The 20,550-nt window shown below is 74.3% G+C and carries 20 protein-coding genes and 2 pseudogenes; 17 read left to right on the forward strand and 5 right to left on the reverse strand.

Annotation, left to right across the window (positions count from 1 at the left end; translation table 11 throughout):
* Window positions 1-140: 140 nt before the first annotated feature.
* Both IEY75_RS07735 and IEY75_RS07740 read left to right on the forward strand, forming a co-directional pair.
* Window positions 141-1,007, forward strand: a pseudogene (locus IEY75_RS07735) (heme o synthase); the annotation flags it as partial.
* A 209-nt stretch (window positions 1,008-1,216) separates the two neighbouring features.
* Window positions 1,217-1,549 carry a hypothetical protein gene (locus IEY75_RS07740; protein WP_189113536.1) on the forward strand — a complete coding sequence of 111 codons (333 nt, stop codon included), beginning with the start codon at window positions 1,217-1,219 and terminating at the stop codon, window positions 1,547-1,549.
* Between the two features lie 217 nt (window positions 1,550-1,766).
* Here the strand turns inward: IEY75_RS07740 and IEY75_RS07745 are convergent.
* The 3 genes and pseudogenes from IEY75_RS07745 to IEY75_RS07755 all read right to left on the reverse strand — a co-directional run.
* Window positions 1,767-3,347, reverse strand: a pseudogene (locus IEY75_RS07745) (phytoene desaturase family protein); the annotation flags it as partial.
* Window positions 3,344-4,273, reverse strand: coding sequence for an SDR family NAD(P)-dependent oxidoreductase (locus IEY75_RS07750; protein ID WP_189113538.1), 930 nt, complete (start codon window positions 4,271-4,273; stop codon window positions 3,344-3,346). The gene IEY75_RS07750 and the pseudogene IEY75_RS07745, both read right to left, overlap by 4 nt.
* Entirely contained in the window at window positions 4,270-4,722 is a 453-nt protein-coding gene (locus tag IEY75_RS07755) for an SRPBCC family protein (RefSeq protein ID WP_189113539.1), read from the reverse strand. The genes IEY75_RS07750 and IEY75_RS07755 overlap by 4 nt, the downstream gene beginning before the upstream one ends.
* Window positions 4,723-4,844: 122 nt before the next feature.
* Between IEY75_RS07755 and IEY75_RS07760 the strand changes: the two genes are divergently transcribed.
* Window positions 4,845-5,399 carry a DUF2231 domain-containing protein gene (locus IEY75_RS07760; RefSeq protein WP_189113540.1) on the forward strand — a complete coding sequence of 185 codons (555 nt, stop codon included), beginning with the start codon at window positions 4,845-4,847 and terminating at the stop codon, window positions 5,397-5,399.
* Between the two features lie 21 nt (window positions 5,400-5,420).
* On the opposite strand, the gene IEY75_RS07765 is transcribed toward IEY75_RS07760, so the two are convergent.
* Entirely contained in the window at window positions 5,421-6,374 is a 954-nt protein-coding gene (locus IEY75_RS07765; RefSeq protein ID WP_373290230.1) for a COX15/CtaA family protein, read from the reverse strand.
* Between the two features lie 125 nt (window positions 6,375-6,499).
* Here IEY75_RS07765 and IEY75_RS07770 point away from each other — a divergent pair, with 125 nt between their 5' ends.
* The 12 genes from IEY75_RS07770 (at window position 6,500) to IEY75_RS07825 (ending at window position 17,224) form a co-directional block, all read left to right on the forward strand.
* Window positions 6,500-7,279, forward strand: a complete 780-nt coding sequence (locus IEY75_RS07770; protein ID WP_189113666.1) for a helix-turn-helix transcriptional regulator — start codon at window positions 6,500-6,502, stop codon at window positions 7,277-7,279.
* On the forward strand, window positions 7,276-8,703 hold the full coding sequence (gene sufB / locus IEY75_RS07775; protein ID WP_189113541.1) for a Fe-S cluster assembly protein SufB: 1,428 nt from the start codon (window positions 7,276-7,278) through the stop codon (window positions 8,701-8,703). Before IEY75_RS07770 ends, sufB begins: the two co-directional genes overlap by 4 nt.
* Window positions 8,704-8,706: 3 nt before the next feature.
* The gene (gene sufD, locus IEY75_RS07780; RefSeq protein ID WP_189113542.1) at window positions 8,707-9,870 is read left to right on the forward strand and encodes a Fe-S cluster assembly protein SufD; all 1,164 of its coding nucleotides are present in this window, start codon (window positions 8,707-8,709) and stop codon (window positions 9,868-9,870) included.
* Window positions 9,867-10,193, forward strand: a complete 327-nt coding sequence (locus IEY75_RS07785) for a non-heme iron oxygenase ferredoxin subunit (protein ID WP_189113543.1) — start codon at window positions 9,867-9,869, stop codon at window positions 10,191-10,193. The genes sufD and IEY75_RS07785 overlap by 4 nt, the downstream gene beginning before the upstream one ends.
* Window positions 10,190-10,960 carry a Fe-S cluster assembly ATPase SufC gene (sufC, locus tag IEY75_RS07790; protein WP_189113544.1) on the forward strand — a complete coding sequence of 257 codons (771 nt, stop codon included), beginning with the start codon at window positions 10,190-10,192 and terminating at the stop codon, window positions 10,958-10,960. The genes IEY75_RS07785 and sufC overlap by 4 nt, the downstream gene beginning before the upstream one ends.
* 17 nt (window positions 10,961-10,977) lie before the next feature.
* A complete protein-coding gene (locus IEY75_RS07795) occupies window positions 10,978-12,276 on the forward strand; it encodes a cysteine desulfurase (protein WP_189113545.1) in 1,299 nt (432 codons plus the stop codon).
* Window positions 12,276-12,749, forward strand: a complete 474-nt coding sequence (gene sufU, locus IEY75_RS07800; RefSeq protein WP_189113546.1) for a Fe-S cluster assembly sulfur transfer protein SufU — start codon at window positions 12,276-12,278, stop codon at window positions 12,747-12,749. The genes IEY75_RS07795 and sufU overlap by 1 nt, the downstream gene beginning before the upstream one ends.
* Before the next feature lie 203 nt (window positions 12,750-12,952).
* On the forward strand, window positions 12,953-13,357 hold the full coding sequence (locus IEY75_RS07805) for a metal-sulfur cluster assembly factor (protein WP_229789455.1): 405 nt from the start codon (window positions 12,953-12,955) through the stop codon (window positions 13,355-13,357).
* Between the two features lie 332 nt (window positions 13,358-13,689).
* Complete coding sequence (locus IEY75_RS07810; RefSeq protein ID WP_189113548.1) at window positions 13,690-14,496, forward strand: serine protease; 807 nt, start codon at window positions 13,690-13,692, stop codon at window positions 14,494-14,496.
* 136 nt (window positions 14,497-14,632) lie between these two features.
* Complete coding sequence (locus IEY75_RS07815; protein WP_189113549.1) at window positions 14,633-15,262, forward strand: LysE family transporter; 630 nt, start codon at window positions 14,633-14,635, stop codon at window positions 15,260-15,262.
* A gap of 377 nt (window positions 15,263-15,639) precedes the next feature.
* Window positions 15,640-16,431, forward strand: a complete 792-nt coding sequence (locus tag IEY75_RS07820) for a serine protease (protein ID WP_189113550.1) — start codon at window positions 15,640-15,642, stop codon at window positions 16,429-16,431.
* 115 nt (window positions 16,432-16,546) lie between these two features.
* On the forward strand, window positions 16,547-17,224 hold the full coding sequence (locus IEY75_RS07825) for an acVLRF1 family peptidyl-tRNA hydrolase (protein WP_189113551.1): 678 nt from the start codon (window positions 16,547-16,549) through the stop codon (window positions 17,222-17,224).
* Window positions 17,225-17,234: 10 nt separating this feature from the next.
* On the opposite strand, the gene ypfJ is transcribed toward IEY75_RS07825, so the two are convergent.
* The gene (gene ypfJ, locus IEY75_RS07830) at window positions 17,235-18,158 is read right to left on the reverse strand and encodes a KPN_02809 family neutral zinc metallopeptidase (RefSeq protein WP_189113552.1); all 924 of its coding nucleotides are present in this window, start codon (window positions 18,156-18,158) and stop codon (window positions 17,235-17,237) included.
* A 255-nt stretch (window positions 18,159-18,413) separates the two neighbouring features.
* On the opposite strand from ypfJ, the gene IEY75_RS07835 reads away from it, so the two are divergent.
* Complete coding sequence (locus IEY75_RS07835) at window positions 18,414-20,018, forward strand: ABC-F family ATP-binding cassette domain-containing protein (protein WP_189113553.1); 1,605 nt, start codon at window positions 18,414-18,416, stop codon at window positions 20,016-20,018.
* Window positions 20,019-20,311: 293 nt separating this feature from the next.
* Window positions 20,312-20,539, forward strand: coding sequence for a helix-turn-helix domain-containing protein (locus tag IEY75_RS07840; protein WP_189113554.1), 228 nt, complete (start codon window positions 20,312-20,314; stop codon window positions 20,537-20,539).
* Window positions 20,540-20,550: the final 11 nt, after the last annotated feature.

Genomic DNA, 20,550 nt, shown 5'->3' on the forward strand with positions numbered 1-20,550 from the left:
CCCCGCGTGACGCCGGAAGGTGAACCAACGCCGTGACGCCGACTGCCACTACGGTCAGCGACCACCCGGCGGCGACCTCGCCGCGGGTGACGCCCCGGACCCCGCTGTCGTACGTCCGCCCGCGCGCCACCAACACCGGCGTCGGCGCGGTCGTCAAGTCGTACGTCGCCCTCACCAAGCCGCGCATCATCGAACTGCTGCTGGTCACCACGGTGCCGGCGATGATCCTGGCCGCGGGCGCGCTGCCGCCGCTGGGGCTCGTCGCGGTGGTCCTGCTCGGCGGCACGATGGCCGCGGGCGCGGCGAACGCGCTGAACTGCTATATCGACCGCGACATCGACCAGGTCATGAAGCGCACGTCGCGGCGGCCGCTGCCCTCGCACGTGGTGTCGCCGGTGGCCGCGCTGCGGTTCGGCCTGGGGCTGGCTGTCGGCTCGGTGGTCCTCATGGCCGTGTTCACCAACGTGCTCGCCGCGGTGCTCACGGCGGCGGCGATCGTCTACTACGACGTCGTCTACACGATGTGGCTCAAGCGCACCACGTGGCAGAACACCGTCTGGGGCGGGGTGTGCGGGGCGATGCCCGTGCTGATCGGCTGGGCGGCCGTCACCGGCGGCCTGGCGCCCGCGGCGTGGGTGCTGTTCGGCGTCGTGTTCCTCTGGCAGCCGCCGCACTTCTACGCGCTGGCGATTAAATTCAAGGACGACTATGCCCGTGCGGGCATCCCGATGCTGCCGGTGGTGGCCTCGTCGCGGCGCGTCGGCGCCGAGAGCGTCGTGTACGCCTGGCTGACGCTGGCGGCGTCGCTGGCGCTCGGGCTCGTGGGCGCCGGCCCGGTGTACCTGGTGACGGCGGCGGTGACCGGCGGCCTGTTCGTCTGGGAGGCGCACGGCCTGTACCGGCGGGCCCGGCGGGGCGAGCCGCTGCGGCCGATGCGGCTGTTCCACTGGTCGACGACGTACCTGACGCTCGTCTTCGTCGCCGTGGCCGTCGACGCGCTGCTCTGACGGACCGCTGAACCGACAAAGCGCGCTGTTCGGAAATGTCCGTTCGGCTTCCTGCCCCGCCGCCCGGATTGTCATCCCATTTATCCAGATAAATGGTGTGGAGACTGGACAGTGACGGACTGGTAACGCGCTGATTGGCGAAGTAATTGGAATCACATTAGGCCCGCGATCTGCCGGCGCTGCCCTCATCTTCTGTTTACGCTGCGGTCATGACAGAAGGTTCCAGTGGCACGCTGACGGTCGATGCCCCGGCGGACTCCGCCACCGATCGGCTCGTCAGCGCACTCCGGGCGTTCGCCGACGGGCACGGCGGCGCCACCGCCGTCGTGGAGTACGTGGGGCGCCGCGGCGCCCGGATCGTCCTCGTCGGCAAGGACGGCGTCTGGGGCGACCAGTTCGCCCAGGACACCGACACCGCCCGCCGCGCGTGCGAGCTCGCCGCGCTGTCCGTCGAGAACAGCTGGGAGCGCGAGCTGGTCGAGTCCATGGCCCCCACGAACGACCTGTGGCGCTCGATGGGTCGCCGGCTCACCGCCCGCTGACCCGCCGCCGTCGCCCGACCGGCCCGCGTACCCCGCGGCCGGTCGGGCGCTTCTGTGTCCTGCCCTGCCCAGGCCGCCCGCGGCGGAGCCGGCGGCCCGTCCGCGCCGCGGCCCGCCACCGCGGCAGGGGTCACCGGTCGCCGACGCTGACCGGCCGCGCGGTCTCCTCGACGGGGCGGCCCGCGGACGGCACCGGCGGCTCGGGGGCCGCGCCCGCGTAGACGGCCCGGTGGGCGGCCCGCACCGCCGCGCGGTACGCCAGCCCGGCCACCGGGCGCTGCCGGGCCAGGGCGGCCCGCGCCGCGTTCGCCCCGGGCGCGCCGTGCACCCCGCCGCCCGGGTGCGCCGAGGCGGAGGCCAGGAACAGCCGGTCCACGGGCGTGTCCGCGCGGCCCAGGCCCGGCACGGGGCGCAGGAAAAGCTGCTGGTACGCGGCCGCCGTACCGCCGCCGACGGCGCCGCCCACCAGGCTCGGGTTCTCCCGCTCCAGCCGCCCCGGCCCGGCCACGTACCGGCCGGCCACGAGCGCGCCGAAGCCCGGGGCGTGCCGCTCCAGCACCGCCTCCATCCGGGCGACCTGCACCGCGATCTCGCCGTCGTCCCAGCGCGTGCGGAACGGCAGGTGGGTGTACGCCCACAGCGACTCCGTGCCGGCGGGGGAGCGGGCCGGGTCCGCGACCGTCATCTGGCCGGCGAGCAGGAACGGGTGCGCGGGCAGCTCCCCGGCCGACAGCTCCCCGGCGTACCGCGCCAGCCCGGCCACGTCGGCGCCGAGGTGGACCGTGCCGGCGCCGGCCGCGTCCCGGTTGCGCCAGGGCACGGGCCCGCGCAGCGCCCAGTCCACCTTGACGGTGCTGCCGTCCCAGCGGAAGTGGGTCAGGTCCTCGACGAGTCGCGGCGGCAGCGCGTCGGGGCCGACCAGGTCCAGGTACAGGGCCGGCGCCGGGACGTCGGCCAGCACCGCCCGGCGGGCGCGCCAGGCGCGGCCGTCGGCGGTGCGCACGCCCAGCGCCCGGCCGTGCGCGGTGGCGATCCGCACCACCGGCGCGTGCGGGACGACCCGCCCGCCGCGGGCCGCCAGCCGCGCGACCAGCGCATCGGTGATCATCTGGGCGCCCCCGGCCGGCACCGGCCAGCCGACCTGCTGGCCGAGCATCGCCAGCAGCCACCCGTACACGCCCGAGCCGGCGTCGTCGGGGGAGATGTCGGTGTGCAGGGCGCAGCCCGAGAGCAGCGCGCGCCCGCCGACCCCGGCGAACATCTCCTGGCCGAGCTTGTGCACCGGCAGCAGCAGCCGGCGGGCCAGCCGCAGCGCGTCCCCGGCGCCCAGCGCGCCGAGCAGGCCCAGGCCGTGCCGCACCGGCGGGAACGGGGTCATCAGCATCGCCACCAGGCGGTCGGCCAGGGGCCGCCACTGCGCGTACGCGGTGCGCCAGCGCGCCCCGTCGCCCGCGGCGAACGCCTCCAGGGAGGCCGCGGTGCGCTCGACGTCGCGGTGCAGCACGGCCACCCGGTCGTCCGGCAGCACGTGCGCCAGCACGTCGGGCGCGTGCCGCCAGGCCAGGCCGTACCGGTCCAGGCCGAGGCCGCGCAGGACGGGCGAGGCGTAGCCCAGCGGGTAGAACGAGCTGTACAGGTCGGACAGGTACCCGGGCGCGGTCACCTCGGCGGAGCGCACCGCGCCGCCGGGGGCGCCCGTCGCCTCCAGCACGACCACGTCCCAGCCGGCGTCGGCGAGCAGGTTCGCGGCGACCAGCCCGTTGTGGCCGGCGCCGACGACCACCGCGTCGGCGGTCACGGCACGTCCGCCAGGGCGTCGGCGGGCACGTCCCCGCCGTCCGGCGGTGCCGGCGCCGCTCCCGGAGGGCGGTGCCGGGGCGCGTAGAGGTTGCCGGCCGTCGGCGGCGCCGCGGGCGGCGTGAGCTGCCGACGGCGCGTCCACGCCACGTACAGCCGGTCGACGACCGCCGGTGCGCACCGGTTGGCCAGCGCCGCCAGGTGCCCGGCGGCCCCGACGTACACGGTCCGGCGCGGGCGGTCGGCCAGCCGCAGCACCCGCAGGGCCACCCGGGCCGGCGGGTACACGGGCGGCAGGGCGGCGACGGTGCGGCCCGAGTAGTTGCCGGCCCACCCGTACAGCGGGGTGTCGATGCTGGAGGGCAGCACCGTACAGACCCGGATCCGGCGCTCCCCGGCCAGCAGCAGCTCCTGCCGGACGCTCGCCGACAGCCCGCGGACCGCGAACCGGCTCATCGCGTACCCCGCGGCGCTCGGATGGCCCAGCACCCCCACGGCCGAGGCGATGTTGACGACCGTCCCGCCCCCGGCGGCCCGCAGCCACGGCAGCGCCGCCCGCACCCCGTGCAGGTAGCCCAGGACGTTGACCTCGACCACCCGGCGCACGTCGGCCACGGGCGTGGCCTCCACCGACCCGAACGTCGCCACGGCGGCGTTGTTCACCCACAGGTCCAGCCGGCCGAACCGCCCGGCCGCCCGCTCGGCCAGCTCCACGACGGCGGCCGCGTCGGTCACATCGGTGGGGACCGCCAGCGTGTGCGGGCCGCACCGCGCGGCCACCTCGGCCAGCGCCGCGCCGTCCCGGCCGGCGAGCACGACCGCCCAGCCCCGGCGCGCGAAGGCCACCGCGGTGGCCCGCCCCACGCCGGAGGACCCGCCGGTGACCACCGCGACCCGCCGCGGCCGGCCGCCGCCCCCGGCGCTCACCGGGCCGCCGGGACCCGGCGGCGGACGGCGAAGTCGCCGAGCCGCCGCAGCGACTCGGCGTTGCGGCGGTGCAGCGCCAGGTCGTTCAGCTTCGTCTGGACCCACCGCAGCGGCCCGGCGGCGAACTCCTCCGCCATCGTCACGCGCGTGCCGGCCGGGCCGTCCGGCTCCAGCGCGATGCTCACCTCCGCCTCGCCCAGCGGCCAGAGCCGGGGGCGCAGCACCAGCCGGGAGCCGGGGACGCACGCGACGACGACCGTGCTGTCACGGATCGACAGCGGCCACGGGCCCGCCTTGTGGTAGATCCGCGCGCCCGGCTCAGGCCAGTGCGGATCGACGTCGCGGATGTGCGCGGTACCCACCACCCAGTCGCTGTACGTCCACCCGTCGGCCAGGACCGCGTAGACGTCGGCGACGGGCGCCCTGATCACGTGCCGGGTGACTGCCATGCCGCAGATGTACCCGACGGCCCCGCGGGTACACCCCCGGGGGCGGGCCGTCCCCGCGGGGTGCCCGGTCCGACCTTTGCGCACGGGTTTCCTCCGTCGGCGGCCCGGGTACCCGGGCGCTCATGGGACTGTCTGCGTGGACCGGGAAGCTGGCCGGCGACGCCCGCCTCGACCGGGTCGCCGACCCGCTGCGGGCGCGGGTCCGCCGGGTGCTCGGCAGCGGGCCCGCCGACGCGGTGCTCTCCGGCCGGTGGCTCGGCCACCCCCTGCACCCCGCGGTGATCCACCTGCCCGTCGGGGCGTGGCTCAGCGGCGCCGTGCTCGACCTGTCGCCCCGGCACCGCGCCGCGGCGACCCTCCTGACCGGGGTGGGGCTGGCCGGCGCCGTGCCGTCGGCGCTGGCCGGCTGGCACGACTGGGCCGCGCTGTCCCGGCCGCAGCGCCGGGTGGGCCTGGTGCACGCCGGCAGCAACCTGCTCGCCGTCGCGCTGTACGGCGCCTCGCTCGCGGCCCGCCGGGGCGGCGCCCCCGGGGTCGGCCGCGGGCTGTCGGTGGCGGGACTGTGCGCGGCGGGCGTCGGGGCCTACCTGGGCGGGCACCTGTCGTACCACGGCCGGCACCTGACCTCGCCGCACCCGGCCTCGGACCGCGCCGACGCCGACGCGGTCAGCATCTGAGCGGAGCGGCCCGGAGCCCGCCTACGTCGCGAGCTGGGTCGGCGGGACGGCGGCGTGCGCCCGCGCGTGCAGCGTGGCCAGCCAGACCCAGCAGGCGCCCAGCAGGTGCGCGGCGACGAGCAGCTCCGGCAGCCCCGTGTAGTACTGGACGAAGCCGACGACCCCCTGCGCCACCTCGGCGGCCAGCAGCAGCGCGGCCGCCCGGACCGCCGCCGGCCCCGCCCCGCGTCGACGCAGGGCGATCAGCAGCAGGACCGACAGCAGCACCAGCAGGTACACGCCCGCGGCGTGGATCCGGGAGATCGTCTCGGGATCCAGGCCGTTGCGGGCGGCGTCCGCGTCCCCGGAGTGCGGGCCGCTGCCGGTCACCAGCGTGCCGACGGCCAGGACCAGCAGGCTCACGCCGGTCAACGCCCAGCCCAACACCGGCAGGCGCGGCCCGCCGACGGCGGGCGCGGGGCGGGTCCGCCACCAGAAGGCGTAGGTGAGCGCGAGCAGCGCCATCGACAGCAGGAAGTGCAGGCCGACCACGAGGGGGTGTAGCTGCATCCGTACGGTCAGCCCGCCGACGACGCCCTGCACGCCGATGCCGACCAGGACGGCGACCGCCAGGCCCAGGACCCTCGGCCGCCGCGGCCGGAGCTGCCAGGCCGTGACGACGCCGGCCAGCGCGACGAGGCCGACGACGAAGGTCAGGGTGCGGTTGCCGAACTCGATCACGCCGTGGACGCCCATGTCGGGCGTGGTGACGTAGGACTCCTCGGTACAGCGGGGCCAGGTGGGGCAGCCCAGGCCCGACTTGGTGAGGCGGACGGCCCCGCCGGTGACCACGATGCCGACGTTGACGAGCATGGATGCCAGGGCCCAAGCGTGTACCCGCCGTAGTCGACTTTCCGGCCCGAACGGGGCGGGGGCGGGCGACGGCAGCGTCGCGGTCGGCGTACCGGTCGTCATCAGCGGGACCTCGCTTCGCACGGAGGCCGCCATCGTACGCGCGAAGATGATCTTGATTTGGAGCGGATCCCGGCGGGTGCCGCGGGTTAGGTAACCCTGGCTTGGCGATCGACCAATAAATACGTCACACTGGCGTAGTGAAAAAGATGCCGGCGCTGGTGGACGCCCCCGCGGGGGCGCCGCACGCCGGTCCGCGCCCGGCGCCGCCCGGCGCCGCCGACGCGGCGGACTACGACGGCCCCACCCGCGGGCGGGTGGCGCACCTGCTGCGCGACCGCGGCCCGGCCACCGCCGCCGACCTCGGCGCCGCGCTGGGCCTGAGTCCGGCGGCCATCCGCCGGCACCTCGACGCGCTCCTGGCCGACGGCATCGTCACCCAGCGTGACGTCGGGGCCACTGCGCCTCGGGGACGCGGCCGGCCGGCGCGGCAGTTCGCGCTCACCGAGCGCGGCCACGAGGCCATGAGCCCGCACCTGTACGACGACCTCGCCGGGGCGGCGCTGCGCTGGATCGCTGCGCGCGGCGGCGCCGACGCGGTCTCGGCCTTCGCCGCCGACCAGGTCTCCGGCCTGGAGCAGCGGTGCCGCGCGGCGCTGGCGTCGGCCGGCGACGACGTCTTCGCCCGGGCCGAGGCGCTCGCCGAGGCGCTGACGGCCGAGGGTTACGCTGCCAGCGCGTCCGCCATCACCTCCGGCGGCCAGTTGTGCCAGCACCACTGCCCGGTCGCGCAGGTGGCCGCGGAGTTCCCCCAGCTCTGTGAGGCCGAGACGGCGGTCATCGCCCGCCTCATCGGCACCCATGTGCAGCGATTGGCGACCATCGCACACGGGGACGGGGTGTGTACCACGCACATCCCGGCGCCCGGCCGCAGCGGCCGGGACACACCGATCGACACCGTCACCACCGTGAGGGGACCCAGTAGATGACCGAGCAGACCGTGCCGCCCACGCAGGAGGAGCACCTCGCCGCCCTGGGCAAGTACGAGTACGGCTGGGCCGACGCCGACGTCGCGGGGGCCAGCGCCCGGCGCGGCCTGTCGGAGGCCGTCGTCCGGGACATCTCGGCGAAGAAGAACGAGCCCGGCTGGATGCTCGACCTGCGCCTCAAGGGACTGCGGCTGTTCGGTCGCAAGCCCATGCCGTCGTGGGGCTCCGACCTGTCCGGGATCGACTTCGACAACATCAAGTACTTCGTGCGGTCCACCGAGAAGCAGGCCACGAGCTGGGAGGACCTGCCCGAGGACATCAAGAACACCTACGACCGGCTGGGCATCCCGGAGGCCGAGAAGCAGCGCCTGGTCGCCGGTGTCGCCGCGCAGTACGAGTCCGAGGTCGTGTACCACGCGATCCGCGAGGACCTGGAGCAGCAGGGCGTGCTGTTCCTGGACACCGACACCGCGCTGCGGGAGCACCCGGAGGTCTTCCAGGAGTACTTCGGCACGGTCATCCCGGTCGGCGACAACAAATTCGCCGCGCTGAACACCGCCGTGTGGTCCGGCGGCTCGTTCATCTACGTGCCCAAGGGCGTCCAGGTCGACATCCCGCTCCAGGCGTACTTCCGCATCAACACCGAGAACATGGGTCAGTTCGAGCGGACCCTGATCATCGTCGACGAGGGCGCGTACGTGCACTACGTCGAGGGCTGCACCGCCCCGATCTACTCGTCGGACTCGCTGCACAGCGCCGTGGTGGAGATCATCGTGCGCAAGGGCGGCCGGTGCCGGTACACGACCATCCAGAACTGGTCGAACAACGTGTACAACCTGGTCACCAAGCGCGCCGTCTGCCACGAGGGCGCGACCATGGAGTGGGTCGACGGCAACATCGGCTCCAAGGTCACCATGAAGTACCCGGCGGTGTTCATGACCGGTGAGCACGCCAAGGGCGAGGTCCTGTCGGTGGCCATGGCCGGCGAGGGCCAGCACCAGGACGCGGGCGCCAAGATGGTGCACGCCGCCCCGCACACCTCCTCGACGATCATCAGCAAGTCCATCGCCCGCGGCGGCGGCCGCACCTCCTACCGCGGCCTGGTCCAGGTCCTGGAGGGCTCGCACCACAGCGCCAGCACCGTCAAGTGCGACGCGCTGCTGGTCGACACCATCTCCCGGTCCGACACCTACCCCTACGTCGACATCCGCGAGGACGACGTCAACATGGGGCACGAGGCGACCGTCTCCAAGGTCAGCGACGACCAGCTCTTCTACCTGATGAGCCGCGGGCTGAGCGAGGACGAGGCGATGGCCATGATCGTCCGGGGCTTCATCGAGCCGGTCGCCAAGGAACTGCCGATGGAGTACGCCCTCGAACTCAACCGGCTCATCGAGCTCCAGATGGAAGGCGCGGTCGGCTGACCCATGACAACTGAGATCATCCCCGCCAGCACCAAGGCGCAGGCGCTGCGCTCGTACGACGTGGCCGACTTCCCCGAGCTGACCGGCCGCGAGGAGGACTGGCGGTTCACCCCGCTGCGGCGCCTGCGCGGCCTGGCCACCGGCGACGGCGGCCCGCTCGGCGCCGCCCCGTCGCTGACCTACGACGCGCTGCCGGCCGGCGTCACGGTCGGCGCGGTCGACCGGGACGACCCGCGGATCGGCAGCGTGCTCACCCCGACGGACCGGATCAGCGCGCTGGCGTACGGCCGGTTCGCCAAGGCCGCGCTCGTCTCGGTGGCCGCCGACGCGGTGCTGACGGCGCCGGCCCGGCTGCGGCTGGCCGGCGCCGGTGCCGAGGGCGTCGCCTTCGCGCACACGTTCGTCGAGGTCGGCCGGTTCGCCGAGGCCACGCTCGTGCTGGAGTCGACCGGCTCGACCACATTGGCCGACAACGTGGAGGTGCACGTCGCCGACGGCGCGCGGCTGACCCTGGTGACGGTCGCCGAGTGGGCGGCCGACGCGGTCCAGGCCCAGCACGTGGCGTTCCGGCTGGGCCGCGACGCCAAGCTCACCCACGTGCAGGTGACCCTGGGCGGCGACCTGGTGCGCCAGTACGCGACGGTCAACTACGCCGGGCGCGGCGGCGACGCCGACCTGTTCGGACTGTACTTCGCCGACGCCGGCCAGCACCTGGAGCACCGGCAGCTCGCCGACCACACCGTCCCGGACTGCCGCAGCAACGTCGGCTACCGCGGCGCGCTGCAGGGCGCCGGGGCGCACACCGTCTGGGTCGGCGACGTGCTGATCCGCGCGGCCGCCACGGGCACGGACACCTACGAGATCAACCGGAACCTGCTGCTCTCCGAGGGCGCCCGCGCCGACTCGGTGCCGAACCTGGAGATCGAGACCGGCGAGGTGGCCGGCGCCGGCCACGCCAGCGCGACGGGCCGGTTCGACGACGAGCACCTCTTCTACCTGATGGCCCGGGGCATCCCGGAGGCCGAGGCGCGCAAGCTGGTGGTCCGCGGGTTCTTCGCCGAACTGCTCGACAGGATCCCGGTCGAGGACCTGCGCGAGCGGCTGGGCGCGGTCATCGAGGGGCGGCTGGCGCGGGCCGAGGCGGGCGCGGGGGTCGCGGCACGATGATCAGGGTCTGCGCCGCCGCCGAGGTGGCCAAGGGGACGGCGGTCTCCGCGGAGGTCGACGGCACGCCCGTGGCCGTCGTGCACGCCGACGACGACGCGTTCTACGCCGTCCGCGACGAGTGTTCGCACGCCTCGATCGCCCTGTCCGAAGGGGAGGTCGAGGGCTGCATGATCGAGTGCTGGCTGCACGGCTCGCGCTTCGACCTGCGCACCGGCGCCCCGACCGGCCTGCCGGCCACCGAACCCGTCCCGACCTACCCCGTCGAGATCCGCGACGGCGACCTCTACGTCGATTTGAACCCGAGCAACGGAGTGACCGCATGAGCACCCTCCAGATCCGCGACCTCCAGGTCTCGGTGAAGCTGCCCGACGGCGCGCGCAAGCCGATCCTCGCCGGGGTGACGCTCACCGTGCGGGCGGGCGAGACCCACGCGATCATGGGGCCGAACGGCTCCGGCAAGTCCACGCTGGCCTACTCGGTCGCCGGCCACCCCCGGTACGAGATCACCGGCGGCGAGGTCGTGCTCGACGGCGAGGACGTCCTGGCGATGTCCGTCGACGAGCGGGCGCGGGCCGGCATGTTCCTGGCGATGCAGTACCCCGTCGAGGTCCCCGGCGTCTCCGTGGCCAACTTCCTGCGCACCGCCAAGACGGCGGTGGACGGCGAGGCCCCGAAGCTGCGCACGTGGGCCGGCGAGCTGCGCGGCGCCATGGAGCGCCTGCACATGGACCCGGCGATGGCCCAGCGCAACGTCAACGAGGGCTTCTCCGGCGGCGAGAAGAAGCGCCACGAGATCGTCCAGATGGAGCTGCTGCGGCCGAAGGTGGCGATCCTCGACGAGACCGACTCCGGCCTCGACGTGGACGCCCTGCGCGTGGTCAGCGAGGGCGTGAACCGCGTCCGCGACACCGGCGAGACCGGCCTGCTGCTGATCACCCACTACACCCGGATCCTGCGCTACATCAAGCCGGACTTCGTGCACGTCTTCGTCGCCGGCAGGATCGTCGAGGAGGGCGGCCCGGAGCTGGCGGACAAGCTGGAGGCCGAGGGCTACGAGCGCTACACCGCGGCCGCCGCCGCCCGCGACTGAACCCGGAAGGGGCCACGATGACCGCCATCCAGATCCCGCAGGGTATGCCGCAGTACGAGGAGATGCCCCGCCTGGACCCGTACACCCTGCGCGCCGACTTCCCGATCCTGTCCCGCGAGATCAACGGTCACCCGATGGTCTACCTGGACAGCGCGAACACCGCGCAGAAGCCCCGCGTCGTCATCGACGCGATGCGGGAGCACCTGGAGCGGCACAACGCCAACGTCGCCCGCTCCGTACACACCCTGGGCACCGAGGCGACCGACGCGTACGAGGGCGCGCGGGCCAAGGTCGCCGCGTTCATCGGCGCGGCGGACCCGGACGAGGTGATCTTCACCAAGAACGCCACCGAGGCGATCAACACGGTGGCGTACGCGTTCGCCAACGCCGGCCCGGACACCGACCCCCGGTTCCGGCTCGGCCCCGGCGACGAGGTGGTGGTCTCCGAGATGGAGCACCACTCGAACATCGTCCCCTGGCAGCTACTGTGCGAGCGGACCGGCGCCACCCTGCGCTGGTTCGGCGTCACCGACGCCGGCCGGCTGAAGCTGGACGACCTGGACGACCTGGTCAACCCGCGCACGAAGATCGTCGCGTACACCGCCGTCTCCAACGTCCTGGGCACGGTCAACCCGACGTCGGCGATCACCGCCCGCGCCCGCGAGGTCGGGGCGCTGGTCCTGCTGGACGCCTCGCAGGCGGTCCCGCACCGGCCGACCGACCTGGCCGACCTGAACGCGGACTTCCTCGCGTTCACCGGGCACAAGATGTGCGGCCCGACGGGCATCGGCGTGCTGTGGGGCCGGGGCGAGCTGCTCGCGGCGATGCCGCCGTTCCTGGGCGGCGGCTCCATGATCGAGTCGGTGACGATGGAGCGGACGACCTTCGCCGCGCCGCCGGCCCGGTTCGAGGCCGGCACCCCGCCGATCACCGAGGCCGTCGGCCTCGCCGCGGCGGTCGACTACCTGACCGGCGTGGGGATGGAGGCGGTGTCCTGGCACGAGAAGGAGCTGACCGTCTACGCGCTCGACGCGCTGGCCACCGTCCCCGGGCTGCGGCTGTACGGGCCGGCGATGGCGGTGGGGCGCGGCGGCACGCTGGCGTTCTCCCTGGACGGCATCCACCCGCACGACGTGGGCCAGGTGCTCGACTCGCTCGGCGTCCAGGTGCGGGTCGGGCACCACTGCGCGCGGCCGCTGATGCTGCGCTTCGGCGTGCCGGCGATGACCCGGGCGTCGTTCCACCTGTACTCGACCAACGAGGAGGTCGACGCGTTGGTCCGCGGACTCGGACAGGTGCGGAAGGTGTTCGGCTGATGCAGCTCGACACGCTGTACCAGGAGATCATCCTGGACCACTACAAGCACCCGCAGGGCAAGGGCCTGCGCGAGCCGTACGGCGCGCAGGTCCACCACGTCAACCCGACCTGCGGCGACGAGATCACGCTGCGGGTGGCGCTCGACGGCGGCCGGGTCGCCGACGTCTCGTACGACGGGCAGGGCTGCTCGATCAGCCAGGCCTCGGCGAGCATCCTGCACGAACTGTGCGCCGGCCGGGCGGTGCCCGAGGCGTTCGCCGTCCACGAGGCGTTCGTGGCGCTGATGTCCGGCCGCGGGCGGGTGGAGCCGGACGAGGACGTCCTCGGCGACGCCGTGGCGTTCGCGGGCGTGGCGCGGTACCCGGCGCGGGTCAAGTGCGCGCTGCTGTCCTGGATGGCCTTCAAGGACGCCGCGGTGCGCGCGGCCGCGGAGTCCACCCCGATGCTGACCGAGGAAGGGAAGGCGACCTGATGAGCGAGTCCCCGACGACCGCCGAGCGCACGGGCTCCGCGGCCTACCTGCGCCCCGCCGAGGCGCCGCCGGGCTCCTCCGCGGAGGCGGTACCGACCCCGGCCGCCACGCCGCCGGCGGCACCGCCCGCGGGCACCACGCCCCCCGACACCCCGGCCGGCGGCACCCTCCCCGCGTCCGACGCGGGGACTGCGGCGGCCGACATCGCACCCGCCGCCGACGTCGCACCAGCGGCCGATGCCGCCGCCGCACCCGCCGACGCCGCCGTCCGGCCCGACCGGGCGAAGGCCGAGCCGGCCGAGGTCGAGGAGGCGATGAAGGACGTCGTGGACCCCGAGCTGGGCATCAACGTCGTCGACCTCGGCCTGCTCTACGGCGTGCACGTCGACGACGACCACGTCGCCACGCTCGACATGACCCTGACCTCCGCCGCGTGCCCGCTCACCGACGTGATCGAGGACCAGACCCGCCAGGCCCTGACGGCCGGCCCCGGCGGGGGACTGGTGCAGGACGTGCGGATCAACTGGGTGTGGCTGCCGCCGTGGGGCCCCGACAAGATCACCGACGAGGGCCGCGACCAGCTACGGGCGCTCGGCTTCAACGTCTGAGTCACCGCGGCGCCGCCACACCGACACCGGCCGCGGACGACTCCGTCCGCGGCCGGTGTCGTGCGCGGGCGGAGCGGTTGGGGCGGCGTGGGCCCTGCCGCGGTGGGTGCGGCATTTCGTGGCGCCCTCGACCATTTCGGCGCCAGGACTTGCATTTGTGGCCGCGGTCACATCTACTAGTCTCGATTTATCGATACCCGCGTCGTCGCTGACGGCACTGTCGGCCGGTGCTGCCCACCAACGGCGGTGCTGCCGCTGCCGCCAGCACCGGAGCCGACAACCCCCCCGGCTTCCGGCCCAGTCCGACACGGGCCTCTCTTCGAGGAGATCACATGAGGCGATCCACCCTTTTCGCCGCCCTTGCCGTCGCCCTGACCGCGTCCGCCGTCCCGATGGTGGCCCACGCCGGCGAGGCGCCCGAGGCGACCCCGTCCGGCCAGACCCGCATCGTCGGCGGCAAGCCGGCGGCCGAGGGCCAGTTCCCGTGGGCCGTCAAGCTGAGTGTCGGCTGCGGCGGGACGATCGTCTCGCCCGACATCGTGATCAGCGCCCAGCACTGCTTCTCCAAGCCGGGCAAGGCCTTCACCGCCTACATGGGCAAGATCGACTGGGCCCAGGGCGAGAAGCGCGCCGGCAGCAAGTACAAGGTCGGCGGCGGCCCCGAGAAGGGCGACTGGGCCGTCCTGAAGCTCGACTCGGCCTACACCCCGGCCGCCTACCCGGTCTTCCCGTCCGACGATTCGTTCGACGCCGCCAAGATGTTCCGGGCGGCCGGCTGGGGCGCGATCCGCGAGGGCGGCCCGTCCTCGAAGACCCTGCTCTACGTGGACGTGCCGCTGGTGGCGGACACCGACAAGGCGTGCAGCAAGGCGCCCAAGGTCGAGATCTGTGCCGGTGACCTGGCCAAGGGTGGCATCGACACCTGCCAGGGCGACTCCGGCGGGCCGCTGGTGGCGTCGAAGACCGGCGACATGAACGCCAAGCCCGAGGAGTGGGTGCTGGTCGGCATGACGAGCTGGGGTCGGGGCTGCGCCCGTCCCAACGAGCCCGGCCACTACGCCCAGCTCACCGCACACCGCACCGAGATCCTGAACGCGATCAAGGAGCTCGGCGGCCAGGCCCCGGTCAACATGGGCTGACCGCCACACCGCGCGACCCGGTGCCCCGTACCTCCCGCGAGGTGCGGGGCACCGGTGCGTCCGGGTACCGGCCCCGCCCGGGGCGCCGGCCGGAAATCCGTGTCGCCCCGCGTACCGCGCCGGCACACTGGGCCGGGTGTGGAGCGGGTTCTGGGCGGGCGTCGTCGCCGGCTACGGCGTCGCGGTGCCCGTCGGGGCCATCGCGGTACTCGTCATCGGGCTGAGCGCGCGCGTCTCGCTGCGGGTCGGCGTCGGCGCGGCGCTGGGCGCCGCCACCGCGGACGCCGGGTACGCGGCGGCGGCGGTGCTCGGCGGCGCCGCCCTGGCGGCGTGGGTCGCCCCGGCGGCCGGGACCACCCGGGTCCTCGCCGCCGCGGTCCTGCTGGCCCTCGCCGCCCGGACCGCCCACGCGGCGTGGCGGGACCACCGCGCGCACGCCGCCGCCCCGTCGGCGCCGGACACCCGCGCCGGGCTCGACACGCCGCTGCGCGCCTACCTGGCGGTCCTGGCGCTGACGGCACTCAACCCGGCCACCGTCGTGTACTTCGCCGCCCTGGTCCTCGGGCGGGACGCGGCGGCGACCGGCGGCGCGGCAGGGGGCGCGTTCGTCGCCGGGGCGGCGCTGGCCTCGGCCAGTTGGCAGCTACTGCTGGCGGCCGGCGGCGCCCTCGTCGGGCGGGCGTTGGCGGGTCCGCGCGGCCGGCTCGCCTCCGGGCTGGTGTCGGCCGCGGTCGTCGCGGCACTCGGCCTGTGGATGCTCCGTTGACCGCCTGCTCCGGCGGCGGGCGGCAGTTCAGTCCGTCACCGGACCGTTACCAACTTCCCAGCGGACTCTCTGGCGCAGTGGCGTGGATCACCCTATTCTTCGATGGAAGTCGATGGATGGATGTGGCTGACGTCACCGTGGCGGTACGCCGGGGGGCGTGATGTCCCAGCACAGCGCCGTTGTCGACAGCTCGTACGGGCGGGTTGGGCGACCGGGGGATGGTCGCCCGGCCCGCCCGTACGACATCGCGCGGGGCCGGCCGCCCGCTGGCCGGTCCGGGTAGGACTTGATTTTGTGGCGCGGCTCACATCTACTGTTCTCCACGTATCGATGTCCCCGTGACGACATCGGTTCTTCTGCCTGCACTAGGAGTCCGCATGAACTGGCGAACCACCTCTCTCGCCGCCCTCGCCGCGACCCTCACCCTGGGCCTCGCGCCCCTGGCCGCCCAGGCCGCGCCCGCCGGTACCCCGCGCATCGTCGGCGGCAAGCCGGCCGCCGAGGGCCAGTTCCCGTGGGCCGTCAAGCTGAGCGTCGGCTGCGGCGGCACCCTCGTCTCCCCGGACATCGTGATCAGCGCCCAGCACTGCTTCGACCGTCCGGGCCGCCCCTTCACCGCGTACCTGGGCAAAACCAACTGGAGCCAGGGCGAGAAGCGCGCCGGCAAGAACTACAAGGTCGGTGGCGGCCCCGAGAAGGGTGACTGGGCGGTCCTGAAGCTGGACTCGCCGTACACCCCCGCGGCGTTCCCGGTGTTCCCGGCCGACGACAAGTTCGACACCGCGCCGACGTTCCGCGCCGCCGGCTGGGGCGCCACCAGCGAGGGCGGCGCCAGCTCCGCCAGGCTGCTCTACGTGGACGTGCCGCTGGTACCCGACACCGACAAGACGTGCAGCATGGCGCCGAGCGTCGAGATCTGTGCCGGTGACCTGGCCAAGGGTGGCATCGACACCTGCCAGGGCGACTCCGGCGGGCCGCTGGTGGCGTCGAAGACCGGCCGCATGAATGCCAAGCCGCAGGAGTGGGTGCTGGTCGGCATGACGAGCTGGGGCAACGGCTGCGCCCGCCCCAACGAGCCGGGCCACTACGCCCAGCTCAGCGCGCACCGCACCGAGATCCTCGCCGCCATCAGGGCGCTCGGCGGCCAGAACCCGGTGAACGTGGGCTGACGCCCGCCGTGGGTGTCCGGTGCCCGCTCTCCGCACGTGGGGGAGCGGGCACCGCCGCGTGCGACGGCGCCCGTCGCGGGGCGCCGGCCGCGGCCGGCGCCGGTAGGTTGGGGCGGTGCAGGGCAGACCCGCCGCCGGGGGCGGCCGCTGGATCGAGGTACCGCAGGCGCGGCTGGCGCGCTGGGTGGCGGGCTTCGACGCGCGCCACGGCGCGCCCACGGTGCACGCCGAGCCGTACGGCGCGCGCCTGGTGGCCCCCGACGGCGCCGAGGCCGAGATCCACCTGCCCCCGGGGGCCCCGGCGCCCGGCCCGCCCGGCGCCGCCGCGGGCTCGGTCGTGGACCGCGTCGCCGCGGCGGCGGCCGCGCCCCGGGCGCTCGGCCTCGTGCTCGCCCGCCGCGGCGCCGTGGCCGTGGCCGTGGCCGACGGCGACACGCTGACCCGCACGAAGGTCGACACCCGCTACGTGCAGGGCCGGACCGCCGCCGGGGGCTGGTCCCAGCAGCGCTTCGCCCGGCGCCGGGAGAACCAGGCCCGGGCCGCCGCCCAGGCCGGCGCCGACATCGTCGCCCGCCTGCTGCTGCCCGAGGTCGGCCGGCTGGCCGCCGTCGTGTGCGGCGGCGACCGCCAGTTCGTCGAGGCCGTCATGGCGGACCGCCGCCTGGCGCCGCTGGCGCCGCTGCGCGCGGCGCGGCTGTACGAGGTGCCGGAGCCGCGGCACGCGGTGCTGGAGTCCACGCTGGCGGCCGCCCGGGCGCTGCGTGTCCTCGTCCGCGAGCCCGGACCGCGCTGACCGCCGTCCTCTAGGCCGCGGCGAAGGTGTCGCAGCGGGTCGGGTCGCCGGTGTCGTAGCCGGTGCGGAACCAGCGCTGCCGGTCCGCCGAGGAGCCGTGGGTGAACGCCGACTCGTTGACCCGGCCGCCCATCTTCTGCTGGATGGCGTCGTCGCCGATGCGCGCCGCCGTGTCCAGGCCCTCCTGGATGTCCGCGTCGGTGATCTTCGAGAACAGCGGGACGCCCCGCTGGTCGTCCGTGCCGGTGGCGTGGTGCGCCCAGGCGCCCGCGTAGCAGTCCGCCTGGAGCTCCAGCTTGACCGAGTACCGGTTGGCGTTGCCCGGGTCGCGCTGCTGCGCCCGGCGCATCTGCGCCTCGGTCCCGAGCAGCGTCTGCACGTGGTGGCCGTACTCGTGGGCGATCACGTACGGCTGGGCGAACTCCCCGGGCGCCCCGAGCTGGTCGGCGAGCGTCCGGTAGAAGGTCAGGTCGATGTACACGTTGCGGTCGGCCGGGCAGTAGAACGGCCCCACGCCGGCATCCGCGTTGCCGCAGCCGGTGCGGACCGCGCCGGAGAAGAAGTTGGTCTTGGCGGGCTGGTACGGCTTGCCGAGGCGCTGCGGCAGCGCGTCGCGCCAGTAGTCCTGGACCGAGTTGACGTACAGCGTGTTGCGGCAGTCCAGTTTGCGCAGCTTGTCGGCCTGCGCGCAGCGCGCGGCGAGCGCCTGCTGGTCGGCGGGCGCCCCGTCCTCGGTCAGCGCCTGGTACCCGAAGGTGCCGCCGCCGATCACCGTGGCGAGCACCGCGACGATCAGGCCCAGCCAGCCGCCCCGCCCGGTGGGCAGCGGCAGGCCGCCGAGTCCGCCGCCGCCCAGGCCGCCCCCGCCGCCGGAGGAGCCCCGCAGGTCGTCCACCTGACTCGTGTCGATCTGTGCCTTGTCGTTCAACTCCATGACGAGCCCCTGTCCCTGCGCCGTTCCCGCGTCCCACCGGTACCCGCTTCGCCGGCCGCCAACCCATGGCCGCGCCGCCGGGCCGGTACGATCACCGTCGGGGACCCGACCGGCGTGACCGGTGTCGCCCCCAGCCTGCCAGCACCATCCGGGCTGCCCGCACCACCCCACCTGCTCGTACCGCCGACCAGCGCGCCGACCGATGCCGCGGCCCGGCCGCGCCGGCCGGCCCCGCCGAGAGTGAGCGCGACCACCATGATCACCGCAACGGGCCTTGAGCTGCGCGCGGGCGCCCGCATCCTGCTGTCCGAGACCACCCTGCGGGTGCAGCCCGGCGACCGGATCGGCCTGGTGGGGCGCAACGGCGCCGGGAAGACCACCACGATGAAGGCGCTCGCCGGCGAGACCCTGCCCTACGCCGGCCAGATCAACTGCCGCGGGTCGGTCGGCTACCTGCCGCAGGACCCGCGCACCGGGGACCTCGACGTCACCGCCCGGGACCGGGTGCTGTCCGCCCGCGGGCTGGACGCGCTGCTGGGCGAGATGACGGCCGTCGAGGCGCAGCTCGCCGAGGACCCGACCGACCAGCGGGTGCGCCGGTACGGTGCGCTGGAGGACCGGTTCGCGGCGCTCGGCGGGTACGGCGCCGAGGCCGAGGCCGCCCGCATCTGCGCGAACCTGGGCCTGCCCGACCGCGTCCTGGCGCAGGCGATCGGCACCCTGTCGGGCGGCCAGCGCCGCCGCGTCGAGCTGGCCCGGATCCTGTTCCGCGAGTCCGCCGACGACGGCGGCGGCACGCTGCTGCTCGACGAGCCCACCAACCACCTCGACGCCGACTCGATCACCTGGCTGCGCGGCTTCCTGGCCGGCCACAAGGGCGGCCTGATCGTCATCAGCCACGACGGCGGGCTGCTGGAGGCCGTGGTGAACAAGGTCTGGTACCTGGACGCCAACCGGTCCGTCGTCGACATGTACAGCCTCGGCTGGACCGCCTACCTGGCGCAGCGGGAGACCGACGAGCGTCGCCGCCGCCGGGAGCGCGCCAACGCCGAGAAGAAGGCCGGCGCGCTGATGGCGCAGGCGGACAAGATGCGGGCCAAGGCCACCAAGACGGTCGCCGCCCAGAACATGGCCAAGCGGGCGGAGAAGCTGCTGTCCGGCCTGGAGGCCGCCCACGTCGACGACCGGACGGCGAAGGTGCGCTTCCCCCAGCCCGCGCCGTGCGGCAAGACGCCGCTGACCGCGCACGCGCTGTCCAAGTCGTACGGCTCGCTGGAGGTCTTCACCGACGTGGACATGGCCGTGGACCGCGGCTCCCGGGTGGCCATCCTCGGCCTCAACGGCGCGGGCAAGACGACCCTGCTGCGGATCCTGTGCGGACTGCTGCCCTCGGACACCGGCGAGGTGCGGGCCGGGCACGGGCTGCGGATGGGGTACTTCGCCCAGGAGCACGACCAGCTCGACCTGGACCGCACGGTCCTGGAGAACATGCGCAGCGCGGCCAGCGACCAGGCCGACGCCGACCTGCGCACGATCCTCGGCGCGTTCCTGTTCTCGGGCGACGACGTGCACAAGCCGGCCGGCGTCCTCTCCGGCGGGGAGAAGACGCGACTGGCCCTGGCGACACTCGTCTGCTCGGGTGCGAACGTCATTCTCCTTGACGAGCCGACGAACAATCTCGACCCGGTCAGCCGGGAGCAGGTATTGGCGGCGATCTCTCGTTATCCGGGTGCGATCGTCCTCGTGAGTCACGACCCGGGCGCCGTCGCCGCGCTCCGCCCGGACCGCGCGATCCTGTTGCCCGACGGCGACGAGGACGCGTGGAGCGACGATCTGCTGGAGCTCGTCGAGTTGGCGTAGGAGTGCGCCTATATAACTTTGATTTTGCAAATTGGCCAGACAATCGTCGGGTAATTGACAGACCCGTGCGTGTCGGTTGGCGAACATTCCTTGGCTGGCGCATGATCGTCCAAGACGGTCTAATGGGTGGGTCATCACCATGCACCGCGCCTGACCGTGCACCCGCGCCCGCCCCTGCCCCCATGGGGACCGCTGCCGGCATCTCTCGCCACGCCGACGGGTCGCCGGGCGCCGCGCCACCGCAAGTCCAGGGCACAGCATCACACCCACAGTCTCGGACGTGAGGATTCCACATGGCAGCCACCGCCACAGCCAGCACCACGGAGAAGGGTCGTCGGATCATCGGGGCCGAGCGGCAGTCGCTCTCCAAGGACCTCGTCAAGCGGTACACCTCCGGTGAGAGCATCCGGGCGCTGGCCGCGTCGACCGGCCGGTCGTACGGCTTCGTCCACCGGGTGCTCAGCGAGTCCGGCGTGCAGCTACGCCAGCGTGGCGGTGCGCGGCGCCGCAAGAAAGCCTGAGCCGCCGGTAC

The organism is Pilimelia terevasa (assembly GCF_014647915.1).
Classification (GTDB): Bacteria; Actinomycetota; Actinomycetes; order Mycobacteriales; family Micromonosporaceae; genus Pilimelia; species Pilimelia terevasa.

What these genes read in the sequence shown, in the direction of transcription:
- IEY75_RS07810 (WP_189113548.1), top strand. Translation starts at nt 13,690, where the DNA reads ATGAGGCGATCCACCCTTTTCGCCGCCCTTGCCGTCGCCCTGACCGCG.
- ypfJ (WP_189113552.1), bottom strand. Translation starts at nt 18,158, where the DNA reads ATGGAGTTGAACGACAAGGCACAGATCGACACGAGTCAGGTGGACGAC.
- sufB (WP_189113541.1), top strand. Translation starts at nt 7,276, where the DNA reads ATGACCGAGCAGACCGTGCCGCCCACGCAGGAGGAGCACCTCGCCGCC.
- IEY75_RS07840 (WP_189113554.1), top strand. Translation starts at nt 20,312, where the DNA reads ATGGCAGCCACCGCCACAGCCAGCACCACGGAGAAGGGTCGTCGGATC.
- sufC (WP_189113544.1), top strand. Translation starts at nt 10,190, where the DNA reads ATGAGCACCCTCCAGATCCGCGACCTCCAGGTCTCGGTGAAGCTGCCC.
- IEY75_RS07755 (WP_189113539.1), bottom strand. Translation starts at nt 4,722, where the DNA reads ATGGCAGTCACCCGGCACGTGATCAGGGCGCCCGTCGCCGACGTCTAC.
- IEY75_RS07835 (WP_189113553.1), top strand. Translation starts at nt 18,414, where the DNA reads ATGATCACCGCAACGGGCCTTGAGCTGCGCGCGGGCGCCCGCATCCTG.
- sufD (WP_189113542.1), top strand. Translation starts at nt 8,707, where the DNA reads ATGACAACTGAGATCATCCCCGCCAGCACCAAGGCGCAGGCGCTGCGC.
- IEY75_RS07760 (WP_189113540.1), top strand. Translation starts at nt 4,845, where the DNA reads ATGGGACTGTCTGCGTGGACCGGGAAGCTGGCCGGCGACGCCCGCCTC.
- IEY75_RS07785 (WP_189113543.1), top strand. Translation starts at nt 9,867, where the DNA reads ATGATCAGGGTCTGCGCCGCCGCCGAGGTGGCCAAGGGGACGGCGGTC.
- sufU (WP_189113546.1), top strand. Translation starts at nt 12,276, where the DNA reads ATGCAGCTCGACACGCTGTACCAGGAGATCATCCTGGACCACTACAAG.
- IEY75_RS07795 (WP_189113545.1), top strand. Translation starts at nt 10,978, where the DNA reads ATGACCGCCATCCAGATCCCGCAGGGTATGCCGCAGTACGAGGAGATG.
- IEY75_RS07740 (WP_189113536.1), top strand. Translation starts at nt 1,217, where the DNA reads ATGACAGAAGGTTCCAGTGGCACGCTGACGGTCGATGCCCCGGCGGAC.
- IEY75_RS07820 (WP_189113550.1), top strand. Translation starts at nt 15,640, where the DNA reads ATGAACTGGCGAACCACCTCTCTCGCCGCCCTCGCCGCGACCCTCACC.
- IEY75_RS07770 (WP_189113666.1), top strand. Translation starts at nt 6,500, where the DNA reads ATGCCGGCGCTGGTGGACGCCCCCGCGGGGGCGCCGCACGCCGGTCCG.